Annotated in this window: 22 protein-coding genes, 1 tRNA gene and 1 pseudogene; 2 read left to right on the forward strand and 22 right to left on the reverse strand. The window is 56.9% G+C overall.

Going from position 1 to position 22423, the window contains the following annotated elements; translation table 11 throughout:
* Nucleotides 1-11 precede the first annotated feature (11 nt).
* Both CKX93_RS00435 and CKX93_RS00440 read right to left on the reverse strand, forming a co-directional pair.
* Nucleotides 12-2504 (reverse strand): ABC transporter permease, encoded by a 2493-nt coding sequence (locus tag CKX93_RS00435; protein WP_076754281.1) that lies wholly within the window; start codon nucleotides 2502-2504, stop codon nucleotides 12-14.
* Nucleotides 2501-3196: an ABC transporter ATP-binding protein gene (locus tag CKX93_RS00440; RefSeq protein WP_143339899.1), complete on the reverse strand. Its 696-nt coding sequence runs from the start codon at nucleotides 3194-3196 to the stop codon at nucleotides 2501-2503. Before CKX93_RS00440 ends, CKX93_RS00435 begins: the two co-directional genes overlap by 4 nt.
* Here CKX93_RS00440 and CKX93_RS00445 point away from each other — a divergent pair.
* Nucleotides 3195-3836 (forward strand): arylesterase, encoded by a 642-nt coding sequence (locus CKX93_RS00445; protein ID WP_076754286.1) that lies wholly within the window; start codon nucleotides 3195-3197, stop codon nucleotides 3834-3836. The genes CKX93_RS00440 and CKX93_RS00445 overlap by 2 nt on opposite strands.
* Here the strand turns inward: CKX93_RS00445 and CKX93_RS00450 are convergent.
* Nucleotides 3802-4494 (reverse strand): HAD family hydrolase, encoded by a 693-nt coding sequence (locus CKX93_RS00450; RefSeq protein ID WP_076754287.1) that lies wholly within the window; start codon nucleotides 4492-4494, stop codon nucleotides 3802-3804. The genes CKX93_RS00445 and CKX93_RS00450 overlap by 35 nt on opposite strands.
* A gap of 78 nt (nucleotides 4495-4572) precedes the next feature.
* Between CKX93_RS00450 and CKX93_RS00455 the strand changes: the two genes are divergently transcribed.
* The gene (locus CKX93_RS00455; RefSeq protein WP_084178577.1) at nucleotides 4573-5022 is read left to right on the forward strand and encodes a c-type cytochrome; all 450 of its coding nucleotides are present in this window, start codon (nucleotides 4573-4575) and stop codon (nucleotides 5020-5022) included.
* 45 nt (nucleotides 5023-5067) lie between these two features.
* Here CKX93_RS00455 and CKX93_RS00460 read toward each other — a convergent pair whose 3' ends face one another.
* From CKX93_RS00460 to CKX93_RS00550, 19 genes and pseudogenes are all read right to left on the reverse strand, one after another.
* Nucleotides 5068-5763: a cytochrome b/b6 domain-containing protein gene (locus tag CKX93_RS00460; protein ID WP_076754290.1), complete on the reverse strand. Its 696-nt coding sequence runs from the start codon at nucleotides 5761-5763 to the stop codon at nucleotides 5068-5070.
* A gap of 22 nt (nucleotides 5764-5785) precedes the next feature.
* A complete protein-coding gene (locus CKX93_RS00465) occupies nucleotides 5786-6940 on the reverse strand; it encodes a lipocalin-like domain-containing protein (protein ID WP_234982761.1) in 1155 nt (384 codons plus the stop codon).
* On the reverse strand, nucleotides 6937-9453 hold the full coding sequence (locus CKX93_RS00470) for an FtsX-like permease family protein (protein WP_076754292.1): 2517 nt from the start codon (nucleotides 9451-9453) through the stop codon (nucleotides 6937-6939). Before CKX93_RS00470 ends, CKX93_RS00465 begins: the two co-directional genes overlap by 4 nt.
* A complete protein-coding gene (locus CKX93_RS00475) occupies nucleotides 9450-10130 on the reverse strand; it encodes an ABC transporter ATP-binding protein (protein WP_076754294.1) in 681 nt (226 codons plus the stop codon). The genes CKX93_RS00470 and CKX93_RS00475 overlap by 4 nt, the downstream gene beginning before the upstream one ends.
* 1 nt (nucleotide 10131) lies before the next feature.
* Nucleotides 10132-11160 carry a hypothetical protein gene (locus CKX93_RS00480; protein WP_076754296.1) on the reverse strand — a complete coding sequence of 343 codons (1029 nt, stop codon included), beginning with the start codon at nucleotides 11158-11160 and terminating at the stop codon, nucleotides 10132-10134.
* 6 nt (nucleotides 11161-11166) lie between these two features.
* Nucleotides 11167-11703, reverse strand: coding sequence for a lactoylglutathione lyase (gene gloA / locus CKX93_RS00485; RefSeq protein WP_076754297.1), 537 nt, complete (start codon nucleotides 11701-11703; stop codon nucleotides 11167-11169).
* A 34-nt stretch (nucleotides 11704-11737) separates the two neighbouring features.
* Nucleotides 11738-13084 (reverse strand): AmpG family muropeptide MFS transporter, encoded by a 1347-nt coding sequence (locus CKX93_RS00490; protein WP_234982762.1) that lies wholly within the window; start codon nucleotides 13082-13084, stop codon nucleotides 11738-11740.
* A 96-nt stretch (nucleotides 13085-13180) separates the two neighbouring features.
* Nucleotides 13181-13717: an SRPBCC family protein gene (locus tag CKX93_RS00495; protein WP_076754300.1), complete on the reverse strand. Its 537-nt coding sequence runs from the start codon at nucleotides 13715-13717 to the stop codon at nucleotides 13181-13183.
* 31 nt (nucleotides 13718-13748) lie between these two features.
* A pseudogene (locus tag CKX93_RS00500) lies at nucleotides 13749-14153 on the reverse strand (CobW C-terminal domain-containing protein); the annotation flags it as partial.
* Between the two features lie 22 nt (nucleotides 14154-14175).
* Nucleotides 14176-14931, reverse strand: a complete 756-nt coding sequence (locus CKX93_RS00505) for a sulfite exporter TauE/SafE family protein (RefSeq protein ID WP_076754302.1) — start codon at nucleotides 14929-14931, stop codon at nucleotides 14176-14178.
* A gap of 24 nt (nucleotides 14932-14955) precedes the next feature.
* Nucleotides 14956-15543, reverse strand: coding sequence for a trimeric intracellular cation channel family protein (locus tag CKX93_RS00510; protein WP_234982763.1), 588 nt, complete (start codon nucleotides 15541-15543; stop codon nucleotides 14956-14958).
* Nucleotides 15544-15642: 99 nt separating this feature from the next.
* Nucleotides 15643-15733, reverse strand: a tRNA-Ser gene (locus CKX93_RS00515).
* A 106-nt stretch (nucleotides 15734-15839) separates the two neighbouring features.
* Entirely contained in the window at nucleotides 15840-16022 is a 183-nt protein-coding gene (gene csrA / locus CKX93_RS00520) for a carbon storage regulator CsrA (RefSeq protein ID WP_076754305.1), read from the reverse strand.
* A gap of 44 nt (nucleotides 16023-16066) precedes the next feature.
* Nucleotides 16067-17290: an aspartate kinase gene (locus CKX93_RS00525; protein WP_076754307.1), complete on the reverse strand. Its 1224-nt coding sequence runs from the start codon at nucleotides 17288-17290 to the stop codon at nucleotides 16067-16069.
* 1 nt (nucleotide 17291) lies between these two features.
* Nucleotides 17292-19907: an alanine--tRNA ligase gene (gene alaS / locus CKX93_RS00530; RefSeq protein ID WP_076754308.1), complete on the reverse strand. Its 2616-nt coding sequence runs from the start codon at nucleotides 19905-19907 to the stop codon at nucleotides 17292-17294.
* Nucleotides 19904-20353 (reverse strand): regulatory protein RecX, encoded by a 450-nt coding sequence (locus CKX93_RS00535; protein ID WP_159435508.1) that lies wholly within the window; start codon nucleotides 20351-20353, stop codon nucleotides 19904-19906. Before CKX93_RS00535 ends, alaS begins: the two co-directional genes overlap by 4 nt.
* Nucleotides 20346-21377 (reverse strand): recombinase RecA, encoded by a 1032-nt coding sequence (recA, locus tag CKX93_RS00540; protein WP_076755173.1) that lies wholly within the window; start codon nucleotides 21375-21377, stop codon nucleotides 20346-20348. The genes CKX93_RS00535 and recA overlap by 8 nt, the downstream gene beginning before the upstream one ends.
* Before the next feature lie 90 nt (nucleotides 21378-21467).
* A complete protein-coding gene (locus tag CKX93_RS00545; protein WP_076754310.1) occupies nucleotides 21468-21971 on the reverse strand; it encodes a CinA family protein in 504 nt (167 codons plus the stop codon).
* A gap of 14 nt (nucleotides 21972-21985) precedes the next feature.
* Nucleotides 21986-22420 carry a host attachment protein gene (locus CKX93_RS00550; protein WP_076754312.1) on the reverse strand — a complete coding sequence of 145 codons (435 nt, stop codon included), beginning with the start codon at nucleotides 22418-22420 and terminating at the stop codon, nucleotides 21986-21988.
* Between the last annotated feature and the right edge of the window lie 3 nt (nucleotides 22421-22423).

Raw genomic sequence — 22423 nt, forward strand, 5'->3', positions numbered from 1 at the left:
AAGACTAGGTGTTATTGCCCCTGACCCAAGGTCGACATCGGCGGCTGACGCAGAGCCGAGCGGGTGCCCAGCCAGCCAGCCAAGGCGATCCCCGCGGCCCCGCCGCCAACGCCAATGACCCACAGCAAGGGATCTGGTCGATAGGGTAAATCGAATATCTGCGCCGCCAGAATCATACCCACGACGGTCGCTCCCAGACTCGCCAGCAGTCCCGCCAATCCTCCCATCACCGCAAACTCCGTGACCAAGCCCTTAATCACCTGCAGGCGCGCTGCTCCCAAAGTCCGCAAAATCGCGCTCTCCCGGCGCCGCAACTGTCGGGTCGACTGAATGGCTGCAAACAAGACGGTCAGACCCGCTGCTAGGGTGAACAAAAACACATATTCCACGGCCAAGGTGGCACGATCCATGATATCGCGCACCTGTTGCATTAAGGCGCGCACATCCAGCACGGTAATGCTGGGGAATTGGCGAATGGCATCACGCAGCAAGGGCGCTGAGGCCTCATCTAAATGAAAACTGGTGATAAATGTTGCCGGCTGCTCATCCAATAGCCCCGGGCTGCCCAAGACGAAGAAGTTAACGTTGAACGAGTCCCACTCAACGCTTCTGAGACTGGTCACCGGTGCGCTAATACGCTCGCCTGCCACGCTAAATTCTAAGACGTCGCCCAATGCAATGCCCAAGGTATCAGCCAAGCCCTCTTCCACCGACCAGCCCGGCTGATCCGACTCCTGTGTCCACCATTGCCCGGCGACTATGCGATTATCGGCCTGTAAATCCCGATCGGCGACAGAAAGATTAAACTCTCGGTTCACCAACCGTTCGGCGCGCGGGTCACTGAACTGCTCAGGGCGCACGGGATCGTTATTGATGCGGGTGTAGCGGCCACGGATCATCGGGTAATAAACCGGCGCATCCAAACCCCGAGCCAAAAACAAATCACGCAACGGCCCCACCTGATCCGGCTGGACATTGATCATGAAATGGTTCGGCGCGTCCTCCGGCAGGCTTTGTTCCCAATTGGCTAACAAATCCACCCGTACCAAGGCCAAGAGCAGCAAAGCCATGATGCCCAAACCAAAGGCCGAAAGCTGCACCGCGGATAAAGCGCCGCGTCGAGACAGATTAGCCAAGCCAAAGCGCAAGGCGATGCCACCATGCGAGCGCAACGGTGCCAACAAGCGCACCATCAACCAAGCCACGCCCCATAAAATGGCGACCATCACCGCTGCACCGGCCAGCACCCAGCCGGCCAAGCGCGGATCCCCGGACTGCCACAGCAACAGCCCACCAAGGGTTCCTAAAGCGAGTAACAAGACCAGCCAGATAGCCGGCGGCGGCGCCCCCAGATCACGGCGTAGGACGCGCAAGGGCGGCACCTGACCTAGGCGCAGCAGCGCCGGCAGTGCAAAGCCCACAGCAGTCAGGATGCCCACCGCCAAACCCGTGAATACCGGCGTTAAGGACGGCAGCGGTAGGCTCAAGGTGAACCAACCCGCCAGCAAACGGGCGAGCACATTTTGCGCTGCAAATCCCAGCAACAAGCCGACGCCGCTGGCCAGCAGCGCCAGCATCAACACGCGCAGGATGAACACCTGCAGAACAAATCTCTGGGTGGCACCCAAACAGCGCATAATGGCGCTGGTGTCAGCCTGGCGCTCACTGTAATGACGGGCGGCCACAGCCACCGCTGCTCCGGCCAGAAGCACCGACATCAAGGCTGCCAGGCCTAAGAATTGTTCGCCGCGGGTAATCGCCACACGGAGCTCGGGGCGAGCATCACTAACACCCTCAAGGCGTTGACCACTGACTAGGCGTGGCTCTGCCCAGCTGCGATAGGCAGCAATCGCGGCTTCATCCCCGGCCAGCAAAAAACGATGGCTAACGCGACTGCCTGGCCCCAACAACTCAGTGGCCGGCAAATCCTCCAGTGAGAACATCAGCCGCGGCGCCAGCTGAAACACATCGCCGCCGCGATCGGGCTCATAGGTCAAGACATGAGTCACCCTAACCGGCGCATCACCCACCCAAATTTTATCCCCCAATTGCACATCCAAAAGTGCCAAAAGGCGCGCTTCCACCCACGCCTCGCCGGGCGGCGGACCGGAGTCAGCGACATGGTCGCCGCCCAATTCCTGGGCGCTGATACGCGCTTGACCGCGGAGTGGCCAACTGGCGCTGACGGCTTTGAGTTCGGCCAGCGCATCGTCTGACTCGCTCACCAACACACTGGGGAAGGATACATAGCGCGCCGTAATCAGACCTTGGCGCTGCGCCTCCTCTGCAAACTGTGGATCCAACGGCTGCGAGGAACTAATGCTTAAATCAGCCGCCAGTAACTCCGCTGCCTGTAAATTGATGGCCTTTTGAACACGATCGGTAAAAAAGCCGACCGAAGTGACGGCTGCAACCGCAATCACCAAGGCGATGGCCAATACCCGTAGCTCACCCGAGCGCCACTCGCGGCCTAAGGATTGCCAGGCGTATCGCAGCAGAGTCATGCGTACTCCAAAATGCCCTGGTTTAGGCGGTAGGACTGGTCGCAGCGGGCAGCCAATGAAGCGTCATGGGTCACCAAAATCAAGGCCGTGTTATGGCTGGATTTTAGATTGAATAACAAGCGCACGATGCTCTCACCCGTGGCCTGATCCAAATTACCGGTGGGTTCATCCGCAAACAGGATTTTCGGCCGTGTCGCAAACGCTCGGGCAATCGCCACACGTTGTTGTTCGCCGCCGGAGAGCTGCGCTGGATAATGCAGCAAGCGTTCACCCAGGCCGACCTCGGTCAGCGTTTCGCGGGCAATTTGCCGCGCCTGTTTGGCGGCACTGGCCAGCTCGAGGCTGAGCATGACATTCTCCAGCGCGGTTAAAGACGGCAGTAGCTGGAAGCTTTGAAACACAAAGCCCACCTGCCCAGCACGCAGGCTGGCGCGCTGATCTTCGCTCAAGTGACTGATTTCCTGTCCCAACAAGCTGATCTGACCGCCTGTGGGAACATCCAAACCAGCGAGAATGCCCAGCAGCGTTGACTTACCCGAGCCAGAAGCGCCGATAATGGAAACGGCCTCACCGGCTGTGACCTCTAGGTCTACACCCTTTAAGATATCCAAACGGCCGCCTGGGCCGCTGATTGACTTGGTCACGGCGCGGGCATTGAGCACATTGTCTTTTTTTGTGGTCTGAGATGACATGTTACGACGCTTTTCCATCCTGATACTGTTGTGCGGCCTTTGGTGGATTCCCATCAGCAGCGCTGCTGATGAGCCGCCGCGCTTGCTGGTCGTCGGCGATAGCTTGAGTGCGGCCTTTGGCATTCCCCTGGAACAAGGCTGGGTAGCTTTGCTCGCCGAGCGTTTGCAGATCAAAAACCCAGCCTATCAGGTCATCAACGCCAGCATCAGTGGGGAAACCACCATGGGCGGCTTGACCCGCCTGCCGGCGCTGCTGGAACGCCACGAGCCTGAGTGGGTGATCATCAGCCTCGGTGGCAATGATGGACTGCGCGGCATCGCTCTGTCTGAGATGCGTGGAAATTTGCAGCGAATGATTCATTTGAGTCGGGATGGCGGTGCTCAGGTGTTGTTGGTGGGTATTCAGATTCCGCCCAGTTTGGGCCGTCAATACACGCAAAGGTTTCATCAGATTTATCACGAACTGGCTGAGGAGTACGCCCTGCCCCTGGTTCCTTTCTTACTCGAGGATGTCGCTTTGGTTGATGGCATGATGCAGGCAGATGGGATTCATCCCACGGCAGCTGCTCAGCCCATTATGTTGGAGAACGTCTGGTCGGTTTTGGCTAAGCCTCTGCTGGTCCCAGCAACCAATCCGTGAGCTCGGCAACATGAGTGACGATCACATCCGGTTGCGGTGATCCTTGCCATGGGGTTTTGCGAGGATTCACCCAGGCCGAGCGCATGCCCACTTGCTGTGCGCCACGCACATCTCGCTCGGCGTCATCACCCACATGCAGCGCATTGCTGGCGGCCACCCCGGCCTCATCCAGTGCGGTCATGAATATCTCCGGTGCCGGTTTGGCTGCCCCGGCGCCCGAGGCGGTGACTACAAAATCAAAATAATGGCCGATGCCAATGTGATGTACATCCGCATTGCCATTGGTGATCGCCCCTATCACAAAATGTGGCTTAAGTGTTTCCAAAGTCTCTAACGCATCATCATAAGGCTTTACTTGGTTACGCGCTTCCCAGAACACGCGAAACCCGGCCTCGACTGAGTCCTGGTCATAATCGAATTGTTCGGCCAAAGCGCTCATCCACGCTTTTCTCAGCGTCGTGAAATCATGCAGCAGCTCGGGGCGCTGCATAAACCAGCGATGGCGATGGCTTAAGAGCTGCTCTTGGCTGAAATTGCGGGTGATGCGCGGTTGATGCTCAGCCAGCCAGGCATAAAACAGCCTTTCCGCATGTTGGATCACAGGCGCGCAATCCCAAAGCGTGTCATCCAAATCGAATGTGATGCATTTGATAGTCATGGCGGCCAAGTTTACCTGACAATGGCTGCTGAGGTTTGTTAGAGTATTCTAATTAAATTCACTGATAGGGAGATTTGCATGCGAGTTTTAAGCAAAGCAATTTTGGCTGGTACGGTATTGGCGATGGCTATGGGCGCTGCTCAAGCGGTTGATCCAGATGATGCCATTGATTACCGCAAAGGCGTATTCCAGGTCTTTGTGTGGAATATGGGCCCAATGGGGGCGATGGCCTCCGGCGATCGTCCGTTTGATCGCGACGTGCTGGCCATGCATGCCGAGCAGCTTAACCGCGTCGCTGACATGCCCTGGCAGGGCTATGTGGATGGCTCTGATTTAGGCAACACCGGTGCGCTGCCCGCCGTCTGGACCAACCGCGCGCGCTTTGATCAGCTTGCCGAAGAGTTCCAGCAAGCCACCGCTAACCTGATGACCGCCGTCGAATCCGGTGCCGGTGAGCGCGAACTGCGTGGCGCAGTAGGTGCCGTCGGCCGCAGCTGTCGCACCTGCCACGACGACTTCCGCCAGTAAACCCAAGGATGGGGTCAGACCCCAATTGGGGTCTGACCCCTTTTTTTATGGCAAATAGGTGATGACTGCCCAAACCACCCCGGCAGACACACTCGCTAGCAAGGCGGCCAGCCAAAGCTGAGCAAAGACGACTTCCTTGAGATCGGCATTCGCCGGCACGGCTTTACGCCCGGTAATCATCGGCTTGACCAAGTCATCGCGCTTTACAAAGCGATAAAACAAGATGGCAGCAATATGAATCCCAACCAAAATCAAGATCAGATCGAAATTGCTCTTGTGCAGGGTGGTGACTAAATCGCTGGTACTGGAGCTCACCGAGCGCGCAAACGGCCCGCGGTTAAAGATCTGATCATTGGCAAATAGCCCGGAAATCCCCTGAAAGGTCAAAGCCGCCATCAGCGCGATCACCGACCAACCGCCCAGAGGGTTATGCCCCAAGTGAATGCGGTGTTCTCCGCTGAACAAACCTTTAACGTAGCGAAAAACGCTGATGGGACCGCGCACAAAATCCGTAAAACGTGCTGAGCGACTGCCAAAAATTCCCCACAAAACGCGAAACAAAAGCAACGCCAACAGCGCATACCCCAAGTACATATGCCAGTTCATGGTCATCACATCTTGAGAGGTCCACCAAAGACCGACCAATAGGGCCACCAACAGCCAATGAAATAGTCGAACCGGCAGATCCCATACTTTAAGTTTTACTGTAGATAAAACTTCTTTATTACTGTTTTTGATCATTTTATCTCCCTGAAAAAAATGATTAGTAACCCGTTAACTCGACAAAGCCGCGCCCCGCCGCTTGGCCTTGTTCAAACACATCCACCGCACCTTCCCAATAGCGCACACTGAGATTCATCTCTTGGTTGGGACGCACAGCCCGCACCTCCAGTTCCCGCTCGCGCTCAGGAAACACAATGCGCCAAGCCACGGGATACAACGCGCCACTGGGACTTTGCCAAGTTTCCAGCACGGTGATCTCGTATTCATCGAACGAAAGCACGGTGTGGTGCGCATCGCGCCCCGCCTCTACCCATAAACCCTTACTAATGGGATCTACTGTGCCATCCTCGCGCCGCAGTTCATAGGCCATCACATCTGTCCCATCGGCCAATTGCAGGGAAAACCAATCCCAACCGATCTGACCCTCCCCTAAAACACTGGTACTCCATTCGCGATCCATCCATGAAAGCCCAGACACAGTCCAGCTCTCATCGCCGATGCGCAATGATCCCTCAGTCGCCAGCCGCGTCATGGAAAAGTAGTACGAGGCATTACCTGGCATCTCAGATTTTCGACTCAGCCCCTGCTCACCCTGAAACACCTTATCTTTGAGCGACATGAAGCGCAGTTGCAAAGCCATCTCTTCGGTGCCCGCCTGCAACGCCCAAGGAAAATCATTATCCGCCAATGAGATCAACTGCCAGTCATCCAACCACACCCGAAACGGATCGATCTGTGCTCCGGCCAACCCGGCAGCGCCGCGTGAAAAACGTTCATACGCATAATGCTGATCTGCGTTGACATCAGTGAGCCCCAAATGCGCCATCCAACCCTGATGCGTCGCCCAATTCGACTCTTCTGGCGCCTCGTCAGGAGACAAGGCAAAGCGAAAAAAGGTGATCTGAAAGCCAAAACGCTGTCCTTCAGGGCCATCCAAATTCCCCGTCACATACCACCACTCATTAAGAAACTCGGGATGCGGGCCGTGATCCTCCGGGAACACAAACTCACGAACCTCCAGCGCCCGCGCATAGCGTGGATCGGGATCTCCCCCCAGGGCTTGCGCCACATCCACACTGCCGCCACCACCGCCTAACTCCATATCGGACTGCGGCTGACATCCAGACAATAAAAAGACGCCCAGACCCACAGCGGCCGCGCAAATCAGCATCCAGACCCATGAAAACCGCATCATGACGAGCGCAAGTGCAGCGCTGGCGAAGTCCTCGCCATGCGATAGCCGGGATAAAGCCCTGCCAAAAGCGCCGCCGCGAAAGCCAACAGGGCGCCCTCCCACAAAACCCGAGCCGAAATCAGCGTTTGCATACTCCAGCCAAAGGAACGTTGATTAATCACCTCAATCAAGACGACCGACATCATCACTCCCAACGGGATCGCCGCCACAGCGGCCACCAATCCCAACACCAAGCTTTGACTCACCACCATGCGCCCCAACTGCCATGGGGTCATGCCCGTGGCCCGCAATAGCGCATTCTCGCGCACCTGCTCCATCTGCAACGCCGTGAGCGCACTGAAAATTCCGACAAAGGCCACGCCCACAGTCAGCAGTCTTAAGATATGGGTGATGGCAAAAGTGCGATCAAAAATCTCCATCGACAGCTCACGAATCTCACCGCTTGAAGTGACCAAGACTTCCGCATCCCAACCCGACAACAGCTGCCGTAATGCATCCATGGCTTCTGCCACAGCCACCCCCTCATGCAAATAAAGCCCCAGTGAAGCGATACTGCCGTCAGCCCACCAGCGATCGTACTGTTGCCGGTGCATTGTCACCAAGCCGCGATCGGAACCGTATTCCTGAAATACTCCGAGGATCTCGAAATCCACCAAACCTTGATCAGTGCGCAAAGTGAGAGCGTCGCCTACCCTAAGATCCGTGCGCCAGGCTAGCGGTTCAGAAATGGTCACGGCGGGTTGTTGCTGCATGACTTGCCAAATCGAGCGCGCATCCATGCTCTGGCTGCGGTAGTGGTAGCCCATCGCCGTGCGCTCAGCTGGGGTCACCGCCATGAGCTCTACCGTACCCGCGGAAGACTGCACCGGCACGCGCTGCGCTGCCGACACCTCTGCCATAGCGGGCAGCCCCAAAACCGCATCAAACAAGCCCTCGGGCAAGCGCGGACTGGCCCCCAGCCCAGATCTTCCCGGCGCACTCAGGTAAATATCACTTTGCAGCGTCTGCCCCAACCACACATCCACAGTCATGCGAAAACTCGCCACCATAATCCCCACACCGATGGTGGCGGCAACGGCTACCGTCAAGGCAGCCACTGCCAAGCCGGTGCGACTGATGCCAGCGCGCACACCGCGAATCGCAACCCTACTCACCGCGTCAAGCCAGTTACCCAAGCTCTGCCCCAAGCTTCGACTGGCTAGGGACAGCAGGCTGGGCACCCAAAATGCCCCGCCCAAAATGAGTAAAAATAGCGCCACAAAACCCAGCAACAGGCTTTGACTGGGCATCACCACCATCACCGCACCGACGACGATCATCAGCAAACCAGCCAGACTCAGCCACGGCAAAAGCCGTCCGGCAGAGGACTCCAGGTGCGAGCGGCGCAGCGCATCGGCTGGCGAAACCCTAGCCGCCTCCAACGCCGGGCTCAGCGCCGCTAACAAGGTGACCCCAAGCCCCAACAACAAGCCTTTGAGCACAAGCACGGTGGTCAGCGGCGCCTCAGTGACACTGAGCACGAAATACAAATCCCGAATCGTGCGCGTCATGAACTGTAGCAACCACTGCCCCAGAAGGCTGCCGAGTAATATCCCCACAGCACTGCCCAAGACCGCCAATACCAAAGCCTCACTCAGCACCATGCCAAACAGCTGCCCGCGGGTGACGCCCTGAAACCTCAGACGCGCCAGAATCGGGCGCCGACGCAGCACTGAAAACACCATGGCGTTGTAAATCAAAAACCCACCCACTAACAAAGCCAATAAGCTCATGGCGGTGAGATTGATGTGAAAAGCTCGGGTTAATTGCAGCGTCGCGGCATTGCGCACCTGCGTCTCGATAAGCTCCACATCCGGCGGCAACATCGCTAAAAGCTCAGCGGGCACCTCGCCGGGCAAAATCAAATCAATACGGTCCAGCCGCCCCGGCCGCTGTAAAAACCGTTGCGCGTGGCTAATATCGGTGAACACCAAACCCTCCAGCCCTGGCGTGTCATCGGCGATCACCTCCAGCACGCGGGCCGTCGCCTCGCGGCCCTGTATCGACAGCAGCACAGGCTGATCCAGCGACAAACCCAGGCGCGCCGCCGTCGCCTCAGCCAACACAATCGCCCCTGGCGTCGTCAGCAAGGCCCCAAACTCGCCGCCTGAGCCCGGATTGGCTTGATCACGAAAGCCCGCTTCAGCAAACGGATCCACCCCCATCAATGTGAAGGTCTCGCCCTGTATGCGCACATAGCCCTCCACCACAGGCGCGCTATCCCGCCACCCGGCTTGGCGCAGCCGCGCATACAGTGTTTCGTCAATGCCCGCTGGGCCGCCGATGATTTGGTGCGTGGCGCGGCCAGTGACCGTATCTAAAGACAGTGCAAAGGCTCGCGTCGCGCTGCTATTGGCCAAATCCACGGCGATGACAATCGCGACGCCCAGGGCGATGCCCACCAGCGCCATCACCGCCTGCCACGGCCGCTGCTGGTAGTCTCGCCACAGCGCTTTGGCGGCCAGCAGCCTCACGCGATCGCTTCCACCTGTATTTGCCCCTGCTCCAAGCGCCAGATACGATCGGCAATCGCCGCGACCTCAGCGCTATGCGTCACCAAAATCAGGGTACGACCCCGTTTTTTGACGAGGTCGCGCAACAAGCTCATGACCTGCGCGCCCGTTTCGGCATCCAGATTCCCGGTGGGCTCGTCGGCCAATACTAAGCGCGGCGCATGCGCCAACGCCCGCGCAATCGCCACCCGCTGCTGTTCGCCACCCGAGAGCCGGTCAGGATAGCTGGCAGCGCGATCAGCCAGTCCCACCAGGCTGAGCATCTCCATCACCCGCGCCTGAATCTCCGATTTGTGATTCAGCTCCAGCGGCAAGGCAACGTTCTCGGCGACGCTTAGGGTCGGCAGCAGATTAAAAAATTGATAGACAAAGCCAATGTGTTCGCGGCGAAACAGGGTACGCTCGCGCTCACTGAGGCGATTTAAGTCTTGGCCCTCTAAAAGCACGCGGCCTGCATCGGCCGATTCAATCCCCGCCAACACATTCAATAACGTTGATTTGCCGGCTCCTGAGCGGCCCAGCAGGGCAATAATCTCGCCCTCTTGCACCTCGGCATCGACGCCATCGAGAATCACGCGCCGCTGCGTTCCCTCGACTACTGATTTACTCAGACCTTCAAGACTCAACAGTGCCGTCATGTCATTGCTCCAGCTTTTCACACCACTGCGCCAGCGGCAGAGGTTTTTGCCAAAATTGCCAACGCTTGCCTGGGGCAATGCGCACGGCACTTTGATCATCCAGCAACTCAAGCGCTGACCATTTGCCCTGATCTAGGGCTTGGCTTAAGGCGGCGAACAGACCCTGATCTAACTCGCTCAATACCGGCATCCAGGCGCCCACATCATCATAGGCCACGGATGACTCTAGCCACGGGCAGATCAGCCAGTGTTGAGCCGCGTCAGAGGCGCTTAAAGCCTGGATCCAAGTCTTCGTCTCGGTGAGCGACTGGCGCCGACACTGGGCACCCATGGCCTCTGCCATCGCCTGCCAAGGCCAGATTAGGCTGCTGCCCTGCTCAACCACTATCCAGACCTCATCACTTCCATGACCTGGCACGCGCTCCGGAATGGGCTGTTCACCCCAAAGCCAAACGCCATTGATGGTCGGCTGACCGCGGCTCTCTCGCTCTTCGTTGAAGGGCGCGCCATACAACAGCATTTGCATCTCTGTAAGCTCAGCGATGAGAGAACGGGCACCTGGGCCTTGCGGTAGATAAGCGGTCATGGCCTGTCCGGCGACAGCGCGCAGCGGCTGCGTGCGTACCTCCACAGGCTGAGCCAGCGTGACTTGCCATTGACTGGGGGTCATGGCAAAAAACTGCCAGCCACGCTCGCCGAAGCCTTCATTGAGCAGCGCTATGGCCGCTTCAGCCTCAGCGTTGCTGATATTAAGGCGCCCCGCATCCGTCACTAACACATCTTCCATGCCGGCCTGTAGATGCACGGGATCAGCGCAAAAAGTCGCCACCTTACCAGGTGCGCGCAGCGATGCCGCAGACTCCAGCAACGTTGTAAAACACGGGCGCTCACCAAACGCTTGCGCGCGGCCCATCCACGCCTCCAATAGCGGATAGCGGCCTAAATCCTCATACTCCTGAGTCCAGCGCGCTAGCGGCGCGAATAAGCCAGGGACATAGACTTTGAGGACATTCTGCGGGTGCGGTGCCATGCGCGATCAGCTGCCGAGCTTGGCTAAAGCTGCCGCAGCCACCACCTCGATCCAATAGCCGTCTGGATCTTTGACAAAAATGACTCCTTTAAGGCCACCTTCGTTGGCGCGCTTGATAAAGGTGACTTGGTTGTCATCGAACCAACGCTCGGCCGCGTCGATATCCGGCACCGCAAAGCAGATGTGACCATATCCCTGCGGCTCAGCATTGCCGTCATGGTAGGCAAAGTTGGGATCATTCTCCGTCCCATAGTTGTGCGTCAATTCCAGCACGCCTGTCTGTGAGAAAGTCCAAGCCGTGCGCTGCGCTTCGTCCTCAGGAGCAGGCTGATCTGGGCTGATGTGCGCCAGAAAGTACAGACTAAAGTCCATTTCCGGGAAATCGAGGGTTCTTAGCAAACGCATGCCAAAAACGGTGCTGTAGAACTGCAGGGATACGGCCGGGTCTTTAACGCGCACCATAGTGTGATTAAAACGAAACCCTTGGGTTTGCGCGGGGGCTTGGGGTGCCACAGCGGGATGCGCTTCGGTGTTAAAGCTCATAGAAGTCCTCCGAAAATGGATTTGGACCCCTATCCTACCTGTTCGTTCGCGCTTGGTCAGGATTGGCGTAACGCGCCAAAACAAAGGCCAAAACAATCGCCGGGATGCCGATCAAAGCTGAGGAGATAAAAAACCAAAACCAATCGATCTGTTCGACCAAAACACCGGTAAAACCCGCCAGAAACTGTCCCGGCAAGGTCATAAATGAGCTAAACAGCGCATATTGAGTGGCGGTGTAGGCGGTATTGGTGAGACTCGACAAATAAGCGATGAATACCGCTGTGGCCATGCCACCACTAATGTTATCCGCCATAATCGCTAACGCGAGGCCGTACATCTCGGGCCCCAGAGTCGCCAGCCAAGAAAACGTCAGGTTGGTCAGTGGCGCTAGAAAAGCCGTCAGAATGAGCATGCGCGTGATGCCAAAGCGCATCACCAATAGGCCGCCTAAGGCCGCGCCAGTCAGCGTCATCGCCAAACCAAAGCCGGCGGCGATATTGGCGATCTGCTGTTTACTAAACCCCAAATCCAAATAAAACGGATTGGCCATCACCCCCATGAAAATATCGGCGATGCGAAACACGCCAATGAACAACAGAATCACCAAGGCCATCTGGCCATAGCGACGCAAAAAATCCGCAAACGGACACACCACTGCGCCGATAAACCACGCCGTGATGTTTCGCCGCAGCCCCTGGTGGCGGGTGCGATCCAAATAGTCTACAACCCGCTGCTCTAGCTGCTGGGTGGCGGCAGAGACCTCCACTTCCGGCTCGCGAATGATCAAGGTGGTGATCATGCCGACACCCATAAGCAATGCCATCGCCGCATAGGCCGTCGACCAGCTGCCAGCTGCCGCGATATGCAAAGCGCCTGCCCCAGCCGCGAGCAGCGCCACGCGATAACCAAAGATATAAGTCGCCGCCATCGCCCCCTGGCGATCCGCGCTGACCGCCTCAATGCGGTAGGCATCAATAGCAATATCCTGAGTCGCTGAGCCAAAGGCCGCGAGAATGGCCCAGACCGCGACCAGCCACAGATGCTCGGTGGGGTCGGTTAGCGCGATACCCAGTAGCGCCGCGGCAATCACCACCTGCGCCAGCAACATCCATGACCGTCGTCGCCCAAAAACACGCGTCAACACCGGCAGTGAGAAGCGATCCACCACCGGCGCCCAGAAAATCTTGATCGAGTGGGCCATCCCCACCCAGCTGAGAAAGCCGATGGCCGCTAGCTCAACGCCCAGATCTCGCAGCCAAGCCGTGAATGTACCGCCCACCAACAGCAAGGGCAGACCCGCCGCGAACCCCAAAAACAGCATACCCACCACCCGCGGGTGGCGGTACACCCCCAAGGCGCCCAGCCAGCTACGTTGCGTCATAAAAAATGGGGTACGACCCCGCATTCGCGCTCATGGCGCGATCATAGCCGAAAACAATGCATGGGGTACGACCCCAAATGGGGTCGTACCCCATTTTCAGCGCAATTCGGCGAAGATACCGCGAGCGATCTCATTGAAATCGCGGCGCATCATGCGCGCACCCAGAACAGGCGGGACCCAAAAATCCGGTTGAACCACAGATTCAACCTGCAGCCGCGTACCCTCACCCTCAGGCTCAAGCTGCCAGCGCGTGAATCCGTAAAGCAAATCACTGTGTTCAGGCACAACAACGGCGATGATTTCCTGAAAAGCGATCTCGGTGACTTGTTCTAGGCGCCGAATCGATCGACAAAACATCAGCACACAGCCGCTGAGTACCGTGAGCACCTCAACCTCGTTGCCCTCACGACGCATGAGGTGCGCCGATTGAATACTGGGGGAGTAATCGCTCAGCGCGGCATAATCAGTGAGTACCGCCCAGACCTGCTTCGGATCGGCAGAAAACCACGCATCCATCGCAAAATGATAGCGGCCGTCCTGCTTATGAAATTGCAGGTCCAGTTCGTCATTGCCCTGAACCGGAAAGGTCAATACCGCGCAAACCAAGACCCAGAGCACCACCCAGCCGCGCATTGCCGATTCCTTCCCCGAGGGGGATTGGAGTTTATGAAGCTTCCTCAGTGGTATCTTGAGCATTGGCCGACTGATCTTCAAGGCTTCCCAGCCGCCAAACCGGAAACGGATCCTCAAAGCACTTCCAATGCTCAGGCCCAAAAGCCAGCTCCTGATCCGTCAACAAACACTCATCCAGCCTAGCACTCAGCGCGGCAGCATCCATATCAATCCCAATGAAAACCAGCTCCTGACGGCGGTCACCAAATTGTTCATCCCAAACTGGCAACACGCCCGTCTCCCACCACTCTGCATTCACCGGGCGCTTATCCTCAGGCATCGCCGCCCACCAGAAACCAGCGGCCTCATGAGTCAAAGCTCCGCCCGCCTGAGATAAAGTCCCTGCCCAATTAAATCCTGAGGCCAACCAAACCCAACCCTTAGAGGGGTACGACCCCAAATGGGGTCGTACCCCATTTTTAGAAGTCGAGGATGAGTTTGACGATGATGACGCCGATGATAGCCAGCGTCAGCCACGTGATCCAACGCGCGCCACTGGGGCCGAGGGTAAGTTTCGCACCCAGCCAGGCACCGGTCATGCTACCAACCGCCAGAATCAAGCCGTAGCTCCAGGCCACAGCCCCGGATCCCATAAAAATCGCCAGTGCCGGGATGGTGTAAATCAAAATGATCAGGACTTTCAGGATATTCACTTGAATCAAATCCAAGTGAAGCACGCGGTACAACAGCACGATAAAGAGTATGCCGACGGCGACTTGTATAAACCCGCCATAAAAACCAATAGCCAGCAGCGCCAAAATAATCGGCCAGCGCAATTTTTCATCACGCTCCAAGCGCCGCGTCTTAATGCCCGCCCCCTTAGGCATGAGCATCAGTATTGAAGCGCCGATCATCACCGCGATCAAAATCCAGCGAAACAGCTCGTCACTGACCAAGGTCGCGGCATAAGCGCCCGCGATGGCACCGATGATGGCGGGAATCGACAGGCGCCACGCCAGTGCCCACTCATGATGGCCGGAACGTCGATATTTCCAAGCCGCTGAGACATTTTGGAGGGCAATGCCGACGCGATTCGTGCCGTTAGCGGTTGTGCTGTCCAAGCCCATGAACATTAGCGCTGGCAGGGTCAACATCGATCCCCCGGCGGACATCACATTGAGAAACCCGGAAAGCGCTCCCACCAAGAGCAACAACGCCGCATCAGCCCCGGTCATAGCACGCCCATTGGGGTTTGTGGACTAATCGCGCCAGCGCGGCAGTTCCCAGTCGAGTTTAACGGCGATCAGACGCAGGCTGCTGGCCACCACAGCGGCCAGCAGTAGGCTTGCCCAATCCTCGAAGCCAGCCCTATCGGCAGCGATTAACACCCAAGCGCCGATAAAGGCGCAAATTGCATACGGTCGGTGATCACTGAGCACCCGCGGAATCTCATTACACACCATATCCCGCAGCACGCCGCCAAAAATAGCGGTGATCACACCCATCACGGCGGCCACCAAAAGCGGCATTTCTAATTCCAGAGCGATTTGGGTGCCTACAGCGCAAAATAGTCCCAAGCCGATGGCATCAGGCCAAAGCATGGCTCGCTCAGTGATTTCTAAATGGCGACTGCGCAAAAAGACGATGGCCAGCAGCGTCAACCCGAGGACCAGCCACAGTAGTTCGACGTTATCCACCCAAAATAAAGGACGCCGGTCCAGCAGCAAATCGCGCAGAGTGCCGCCGCCGAAGGCCGCCACACTGGCCACCACGCCAATACCCACAGCATCCATGCGCTTACGCGCCGCTTCAATCAAACCGGAAGCCGCAAACGCCAAGGTGGCCATGATTTCCACAGCGTATTGGGAAGTGGATAAGAGCGTCGATGACATAGAAAAAGGGGTACGACCCCAATCAAAGGGGTCGTACCCCTTTTTTTCAAAAAATGGCGGAGAGGGAGGGATTCGAACCCTCGATGGGCTTTTGACCCATACTCCCTTAGCAGGGGAGCGCCTTCAGCCACTCGGCCACCTCTCCGGCGTTTATTTTTCTCGCTGAGCCAAGCGGCAGAAAAACACCAACAGGCTGCAACAGGTTCGCGATCTTACCTGCTCACCGCACAGGCGTAAAGCCTAAGAGGAAGTCATGACTCCTCAGAGCTGCCCTCGCGCTGGATACGCTCGTAAATTTCTTCGCGATGCACAGAGACATCTTTGGGCGCATCGATGCCTAGGCGCACCTGATTGCCCTTCACTCCCAGCACAGTAATCGAAATATTATCGCCAATTTTTAGCGTCTCGCCGATGCGACGCGTGAGAATCAACATAGCCACCTCTCCATTTTATGTTAGCAATGACCCAAACGTGGGTATCAGGCTGGCGCTTGTTCGAGCTCGAACGCATCATGCAAAGCACGTACGGCCAATTCCAGATACTTTTCGTCGACGACAACCGATATCTTGATCTCGGACGTAGAAATCATGCGTATGTTAATACCCTCTTTCGCCAGGGTCTGGAACATCTTACTCGCGATACCGGCATGGGATCGCATCCCCACACCGACAATAGAAACCTTAACAATCTTGTCGTCACCGCAAACTTCTCTAGCCCTCAACTCACCCGCAGCTGCCTCGACAATAGCCATCGCTTTGGCAAAGTCATTGCGATGCACGGTGAAGGTGAAATCGGTGGTGGCATCTGCCCCCACGTTTTGCACAATCATATCGACTTCGATGTTGGCATCCGCCACCGCACCAAGAATACGGTAAGCCACACCCGGCTGATCGGGCACACCCGCGACCGTCAGCTGCGCTTCGTTCTGGTTAAAGGCAATGCCCGAGATCAGGGCTTGTTCCATACTTCTTTCCTCGAAAGTGATCAGCGTACCCTCGCCTTCCTTAAAAGAAGACAGGACACGCAAGGGTACATTGTATTTCCCAGCAAACTCCACTGCCCGGATCTGCAACACTTTCGATCCCAGGCTGGCCATCTCCAACATTTCTTCAAAGGTAATGCGCTCAAGGCGCCGAGCATGCGGCACGACACGCGGATCTGTGGTGTAAACGCCATCGACATCGGTAAAGATCTGACACTCGTCGGCCTTCAATGCCGCCGCCAACGCCACAGCCGTCGTATCTGAGCCACCGCGTCCCAAGGTAGTAATATTGCCGTGTTCATCGACGCCTTGGAAACCGGCTACCACCACAACTCGACCGTCTGCCAGATCGCGACGCACACGCGCACCATCAATCTCCTGAATTCGCGCCTTATTGTGGGCGCTATCCGTGCGGATATGCACCTGGGCACCGGTGTATGAACGTGCCGGACAGCCCTTACTCTCTAGAGCCATGGCCAAAAGCGCAATCGTCACCTGCTCTCCGGTAGACAGCAGCACGTCCAGCTCCCGGCCATCAATACCCTGCCTAATCTCCCGCGCCAGACCCAGTAGCCTGTCAGTCTCGCCACTCATGGCCGAGACAACAACAACCACATCATGGCCCTCACGACGCGAGGCCATGACGCGATCAGCGACATTTTGGATGCGGTCGATGCTGCCAACCGAAGTGCCGCCATATTTTTGTACCAAAAGAGCCATGTCAGATCCGGGCCTCCACCCAGGAAGAAACCGAAGCCAGTGCCTGATCCAAACCCTCAGGCGCATTACCACCGGCCATCGCCATATCTGGCCGTCCACCACCGCGGCCACCCACCTGCTCGGCCACCATATTCACCAAATCTCCGGCCTTAATGGTTTTGTTGTGCGCGGCCGTCACCCCCGCCACCAAACTCACTTTGCCTTCAGCAACCGTAGCCAACACCACCACGCCCTCGCCCATTTTGTTCTTCAGCTGATCTACAGTATCGCGCAACGACTTGGGATCTGCGCCGTCCAAACGCGCACTCAGCAACTTAATACCCTTCACTTCAACGGCCTGCTCCAACAACTGTCCCCCAGCATCCGTTGCTAGCCGACCTTTCAAGCTCGACAATTCCTTTTCTAATAGTTTTTGCCGCTCAAGAGACTGTTGCAAACGATCCAAGAACTCGGCAGGGGTTGTTTTTAATAGCGCGGCAGCGGCAGCATGCGCTGATTCTATAGCAAGAACATGCTCCAATGCCGCGGCACCCGTGATCGCCTCTACCCGGCGCACACCCGAAGCCACACCGCTCTCGCCAATGATCTTGAACAAGCCAATATCACCAGTGCGCGCCACATGCACACCGCCGCAAAGCTCCATGGAATAAGGCCCCAAAGTCAGCACACGCACTTCATCGCCATACTTCTCACCAAACAGAGCTGTCGCGCCCGCCGTCAATGCCTCTTTAATCGGCATTACCTGCGCCTTAGCGGGATAATTAGCACGCACCTCACGATTCACCCAAGTTTCGATGCGTTGCAGTTGTTCGCGGGTGATGGGCTCAGAATGCGAGAAATCAAAGCGCAGGCGATCCGGAGCCACCAAAGAGCCCTTTTGCGCCACATGATCGCCGAGAATCTCGCGCAATGCCGCATGCAATAAATGCGTTGCCGAATGATTGGCGATAATGGCCTGGCGCCGCTGTCCATCGACGCGCGCAGCCACCGGCACGCCCTGGCGCATCTCCCCGCGCACCATCTGGCCATAGTGAATGAACACGCCACCCTGCTTGCGCGTGTCCTGCACCTCGAACAAACCCTGATCGGACTCGATAAACCCAGTATCACCCACCTGCCCACCGGACTCGGCATAAAACGGCGTGATATCCAAGATCATCGTACCGCGAGCCGGCGCCAGCAAGACCTCACAAGGCTGACCCGTGGTATCTCCCAGCGCCAGAACATCGCCACTGTCTTCGGTACCGTCATAGCCAACGAAACACGACTCACTCATGCCCCGAGCAAGGTTGCCAGCATCATCCATTTGAAAGCTGCTGGCCGCCCGAGCGCGGTCACGCTGCGCCTCCATCTGATGTTCAAAACCCGCCATATCCATGGCCAAACCCTTCTCGCGGGCGATGTCTCCGGTCAGATCTACCGGGAAACCATAGGTATCGTAGAGCTTGAAAATGAGGCTGCCGGGAATGGTCTTGTCGCGGATCTTGGCCAGACCCTCTTCCAGTTGCCCCAGACCCTGTTCTAGGGTCTCGGCAAAGCGCTCCTCTTCCTGCAGCAACACGCGTTCAACCTGCTCGGCAGCCGCAAGTAGTTCGGGGTAGGCCTCGCCCATCTCAGTGACCAAAGACGCTACCAAAGTATGGAAAAAGGGCTTATCCATGCCGAGCTTGTGACCATGACGGGCAGCGCGGCGAATAATCCGCCGCAAGACATAGCCGCGACCATCATTAGCCGGCAGCACACCATCCGTAATGAGAAAGCTGCAGGAGCGAATATGGTCGGCAATCACCTTTAAAGATGGCGATTCCAAATCTTCGGTCTCCACCGCCTGAGCGGCGGCTTTGAGCAGGTTTTGGAATAAATCGATCTCGTAATTGGAATGCACGCCCTGCAAGACCGCCGCCAAGCGCTCCAAACCCATGCCGGTATCCACCGAGGGCTTGGGCAAGGGTGTCAGCGTGCCGGACTTATCCCGCTCATACTGCATAAACACCAGGTTCCAGATCTCGATGTAGCGATCGCCATCGGCATCAGGCGAACCCGGAGGACCGCCCCAAACCTCTGGACCATGATCGTAAAAGATTTCCGTACAGGGGCCACAAGGTCCGGTATCACCCATTTGCCAAAAATTATCCGAGCCACCGCCGGGATCATCACCAATGCGAGTTAAGCGATCTTTGGGTACGCCGACTTCATTGGCCCAAACGTCATACGCCTCATCATCGGTCTCATACACCGTGACCCAAAGCTTTTCCTTGGGCAGTTTCAACACCTCGGTGAGGTACTCCCATGAGTAATGGATGGCGTCGCGTTTGAAATAATCACCGAAGCTGAAGTTGCCCAGCATTTCAAAGAAGGTGTGATGGCGAGCGGTATACCCCACATTTTCTAGGTCGTTGTGCTTACCGCCGGCGCGCACGCAGCGCTGCGAGGATACAGCGCGTTTATAGGGGCGCGCTTCCATGCCCAAAAATACTTCCTTGAATTGCACCATGCCGGCGTTGGTGAACAGCAAGGTGGGGTCATTGCCCGGGACCAAGGGGCTGGTCGGTACAATCTCGTGACCCTGAGAGCGAAAATACTCCAGAAAACTTTGGCGAATCTCAGCACTTTTCATCGTGTTCCGTTTTTTTCCATGAGCTGCTGAATCATATCCGTTGTAAAACCCCGATACTGCAAAAAACGCATGCGCTTGGCTTTTTCCTGAAAATTACCGGCAACACTGCCCCCAAAGCGGCGCTGATACACCGTTTTGGCCAAAGCTAACCAATCGCACTGTGCCTCTGCAAACGCGGCTTCAATCACCGAGGCGGCCACGCCGCGTTGCACAAGCTCCGACCGAATGCGAACGGGCCCCTGGCCTTGCTGCGTTTTACTACGAACAAACATCTCGGCAAAGCGCTGATCGCTTTGTAAATCTTGCTCTGATAATTGTAACAGCGCCGTGGCAATCTGTTGCTCATCGAAATCGCGCTGCGCCAGTTTTTTCTCAAGCTCCCCCTGACTGTGCTCGCGACGCGCCAAAAGACGCACCGCTACCTGCAGCGCTGTTTCCTCACTCAACTTCAGCTTCTTCCTCAGGGCTAGCGGCAGTCTTCTTGGTCAAGTGTGTGGCGCGTATCTGCCCTTCGATCTCAGAGGCCATCTCTGGATGGTCTTTGAGGAACATGCGAGCGTTGTCTTTGCCCTGACCAATGCGATCGCCTTTGTAGCTGTACCAGGCGCCTGACTTATCGACCAGCCCGTCTTTCACGCCGATATCGATCACCTCACCCAAGCGCGAGATGCCCTCGCCATAGAGGATCTCAAACTCTGCCTGACGAAATGGCGGGGCCACCTTATTTTTGACCACTTTGACGCGAGTCTCATTGCCGACGACTTCATCGCCTTTTTTGATAGCGCCAATGCGGCGAATATCCAAGCGCACTGAGGAATAAAACTTCAGAGCATTACCTCCGGTCGTGGTTTCGGGGTTGCCGAACATCACGCCGATCTTCATGCGGATCTGGTTAATGAAAATCACCAAAGTATTGGAGCGTTTGATATTGGCGGTGAGTTTACGCAATGCTTGTGACATCAAGCGCGCCTGTAGGCCGACGTGAGAGTCCCCCATATCGCCCTCGATCTCAGCTTTGGGCGTCAGCGCAGCCACGGAATCGACCACAACGACATCCACCGCCCCCGAGCGCACCAGCATATCGGCGATTTCCAAAGCCTGTTCACCCGTGTCGGGCTGAGATACCAGCAAATCATCAACATTGACGCCCAGCGCCCGCGCATACTGCGGATCCAGGGCATGTTCAGCATCGACAAACGCGGCCGTGCCACCGGTTTTTTGGCACTCGGCAATCACTTGCAGGGTTAGCGTCGTTTTGCCGGAGGATTCTGGCCCATAAATTTCGACCACGCGGCCCTTGGGCAGTCCGCCCACCCCTAAGGCGATATCCAGAGCCAAAGATCCGGTGGAAATGACTTCGATATCGCGGATCGCGGTGTCATCACCCATGCGCATCACGGCGCCCTTACCAAACTGCCGCTCGATTTGTCCTAGCGCGGCGCTCAGTGCCTTCTTGCGATTTTCATCCAATGCTTTGTCCTCTTGAAGGGGTCGGTCCATGGCTTAAGCGCAAAATTATGGCACAGCGGGCGACCAAATCGCCACGCCATCCATGACCGTTCAAGCGGATTTTTTGGCCGTTAGTCTAAGTAACTCCTGCAACAACACCTTAATCGCTGCATAACGAATCGCTTCTCGATCGCCACTGAAGTGCTCCTGACGTGCCACGGGCGGCTGATCTCGCAAACCCACGGCCAGACAAACGGTTCCTACCGGTTTGGATTCGCTGCCGCCCCCCGGGCCAGCAATGCCACTGACAGCCGCCGCTACCTCAGCCTGACTATTTTTTAGGGCACCGCTAACCATGGCCTCTACCACGGCTTGGCTGACGGCTCCATGCTCTGCAATCAGCTCGGCTGAAACGCCAAGTGCTTGCTGTTTGGCGTGGTTGCTGTAGGTGACGAATCCACTGTCATACCAGTTAGAACTGCCCGGCAGATCGGTGACGATCTTCGCCAGCCAGCCGCCGGTGCAGGACTCCGCCGTCACCAGCATCTGCTGGTTATCCTGTAATTGCTTGGCGAGTTTTTGCGCCAGTAAGCGCAGCGTATCTTCCGGCAACATGCGATGCACTTAGATCAAAGAAACTGCGGCAACTGGGCGCGAATCTCTTCCACGGATTGGGTCGCTAAGTTCTTACTGACTTCCTCGACCACGGCCTTTTGTGTGGTCGGGTTCATGCCTTGCCGCAGCTCTCCCAGAAAAGCAGGTGCAGCGATGATATAGAGTTTTTCAAAATCGCCGCGAGCCCGCCCCATGTTTATGTGTTCGCACAAGGTCTTAGCAAAGCGCGTTGCCTCGTGTTTTTTCGGCGGGTTTTCCTTGCCCATCGCATGGCGGCCATCACCAGCGCTGTCAAACACCCGGCCCGGCCGGTCCGATTGCATGCTTTGCTCGTGGAGCCGTGACTCTGGATGCGCAAAATCCTGCAGCTCCTGAAGCTCACTGAATGATTTGTCGGCGCTGAAAATACGCGCCCGGCTGGCGTCTGCCACCAATACCCATGCAGTCATTAT

Source organism: Ectothiorhodosinus mongolicus (assembly GCF_022406875.1).
In the GTDB taxonomy this organism is placed as follows: domain Bacteria; phylum Pseudomonadota; class Gammaproteobacteria; order Ectothiorhodospirales; family Ectothiorhodospiraceae; genus Ectothiorhodospira; species Ectothiorhodospira mongolica.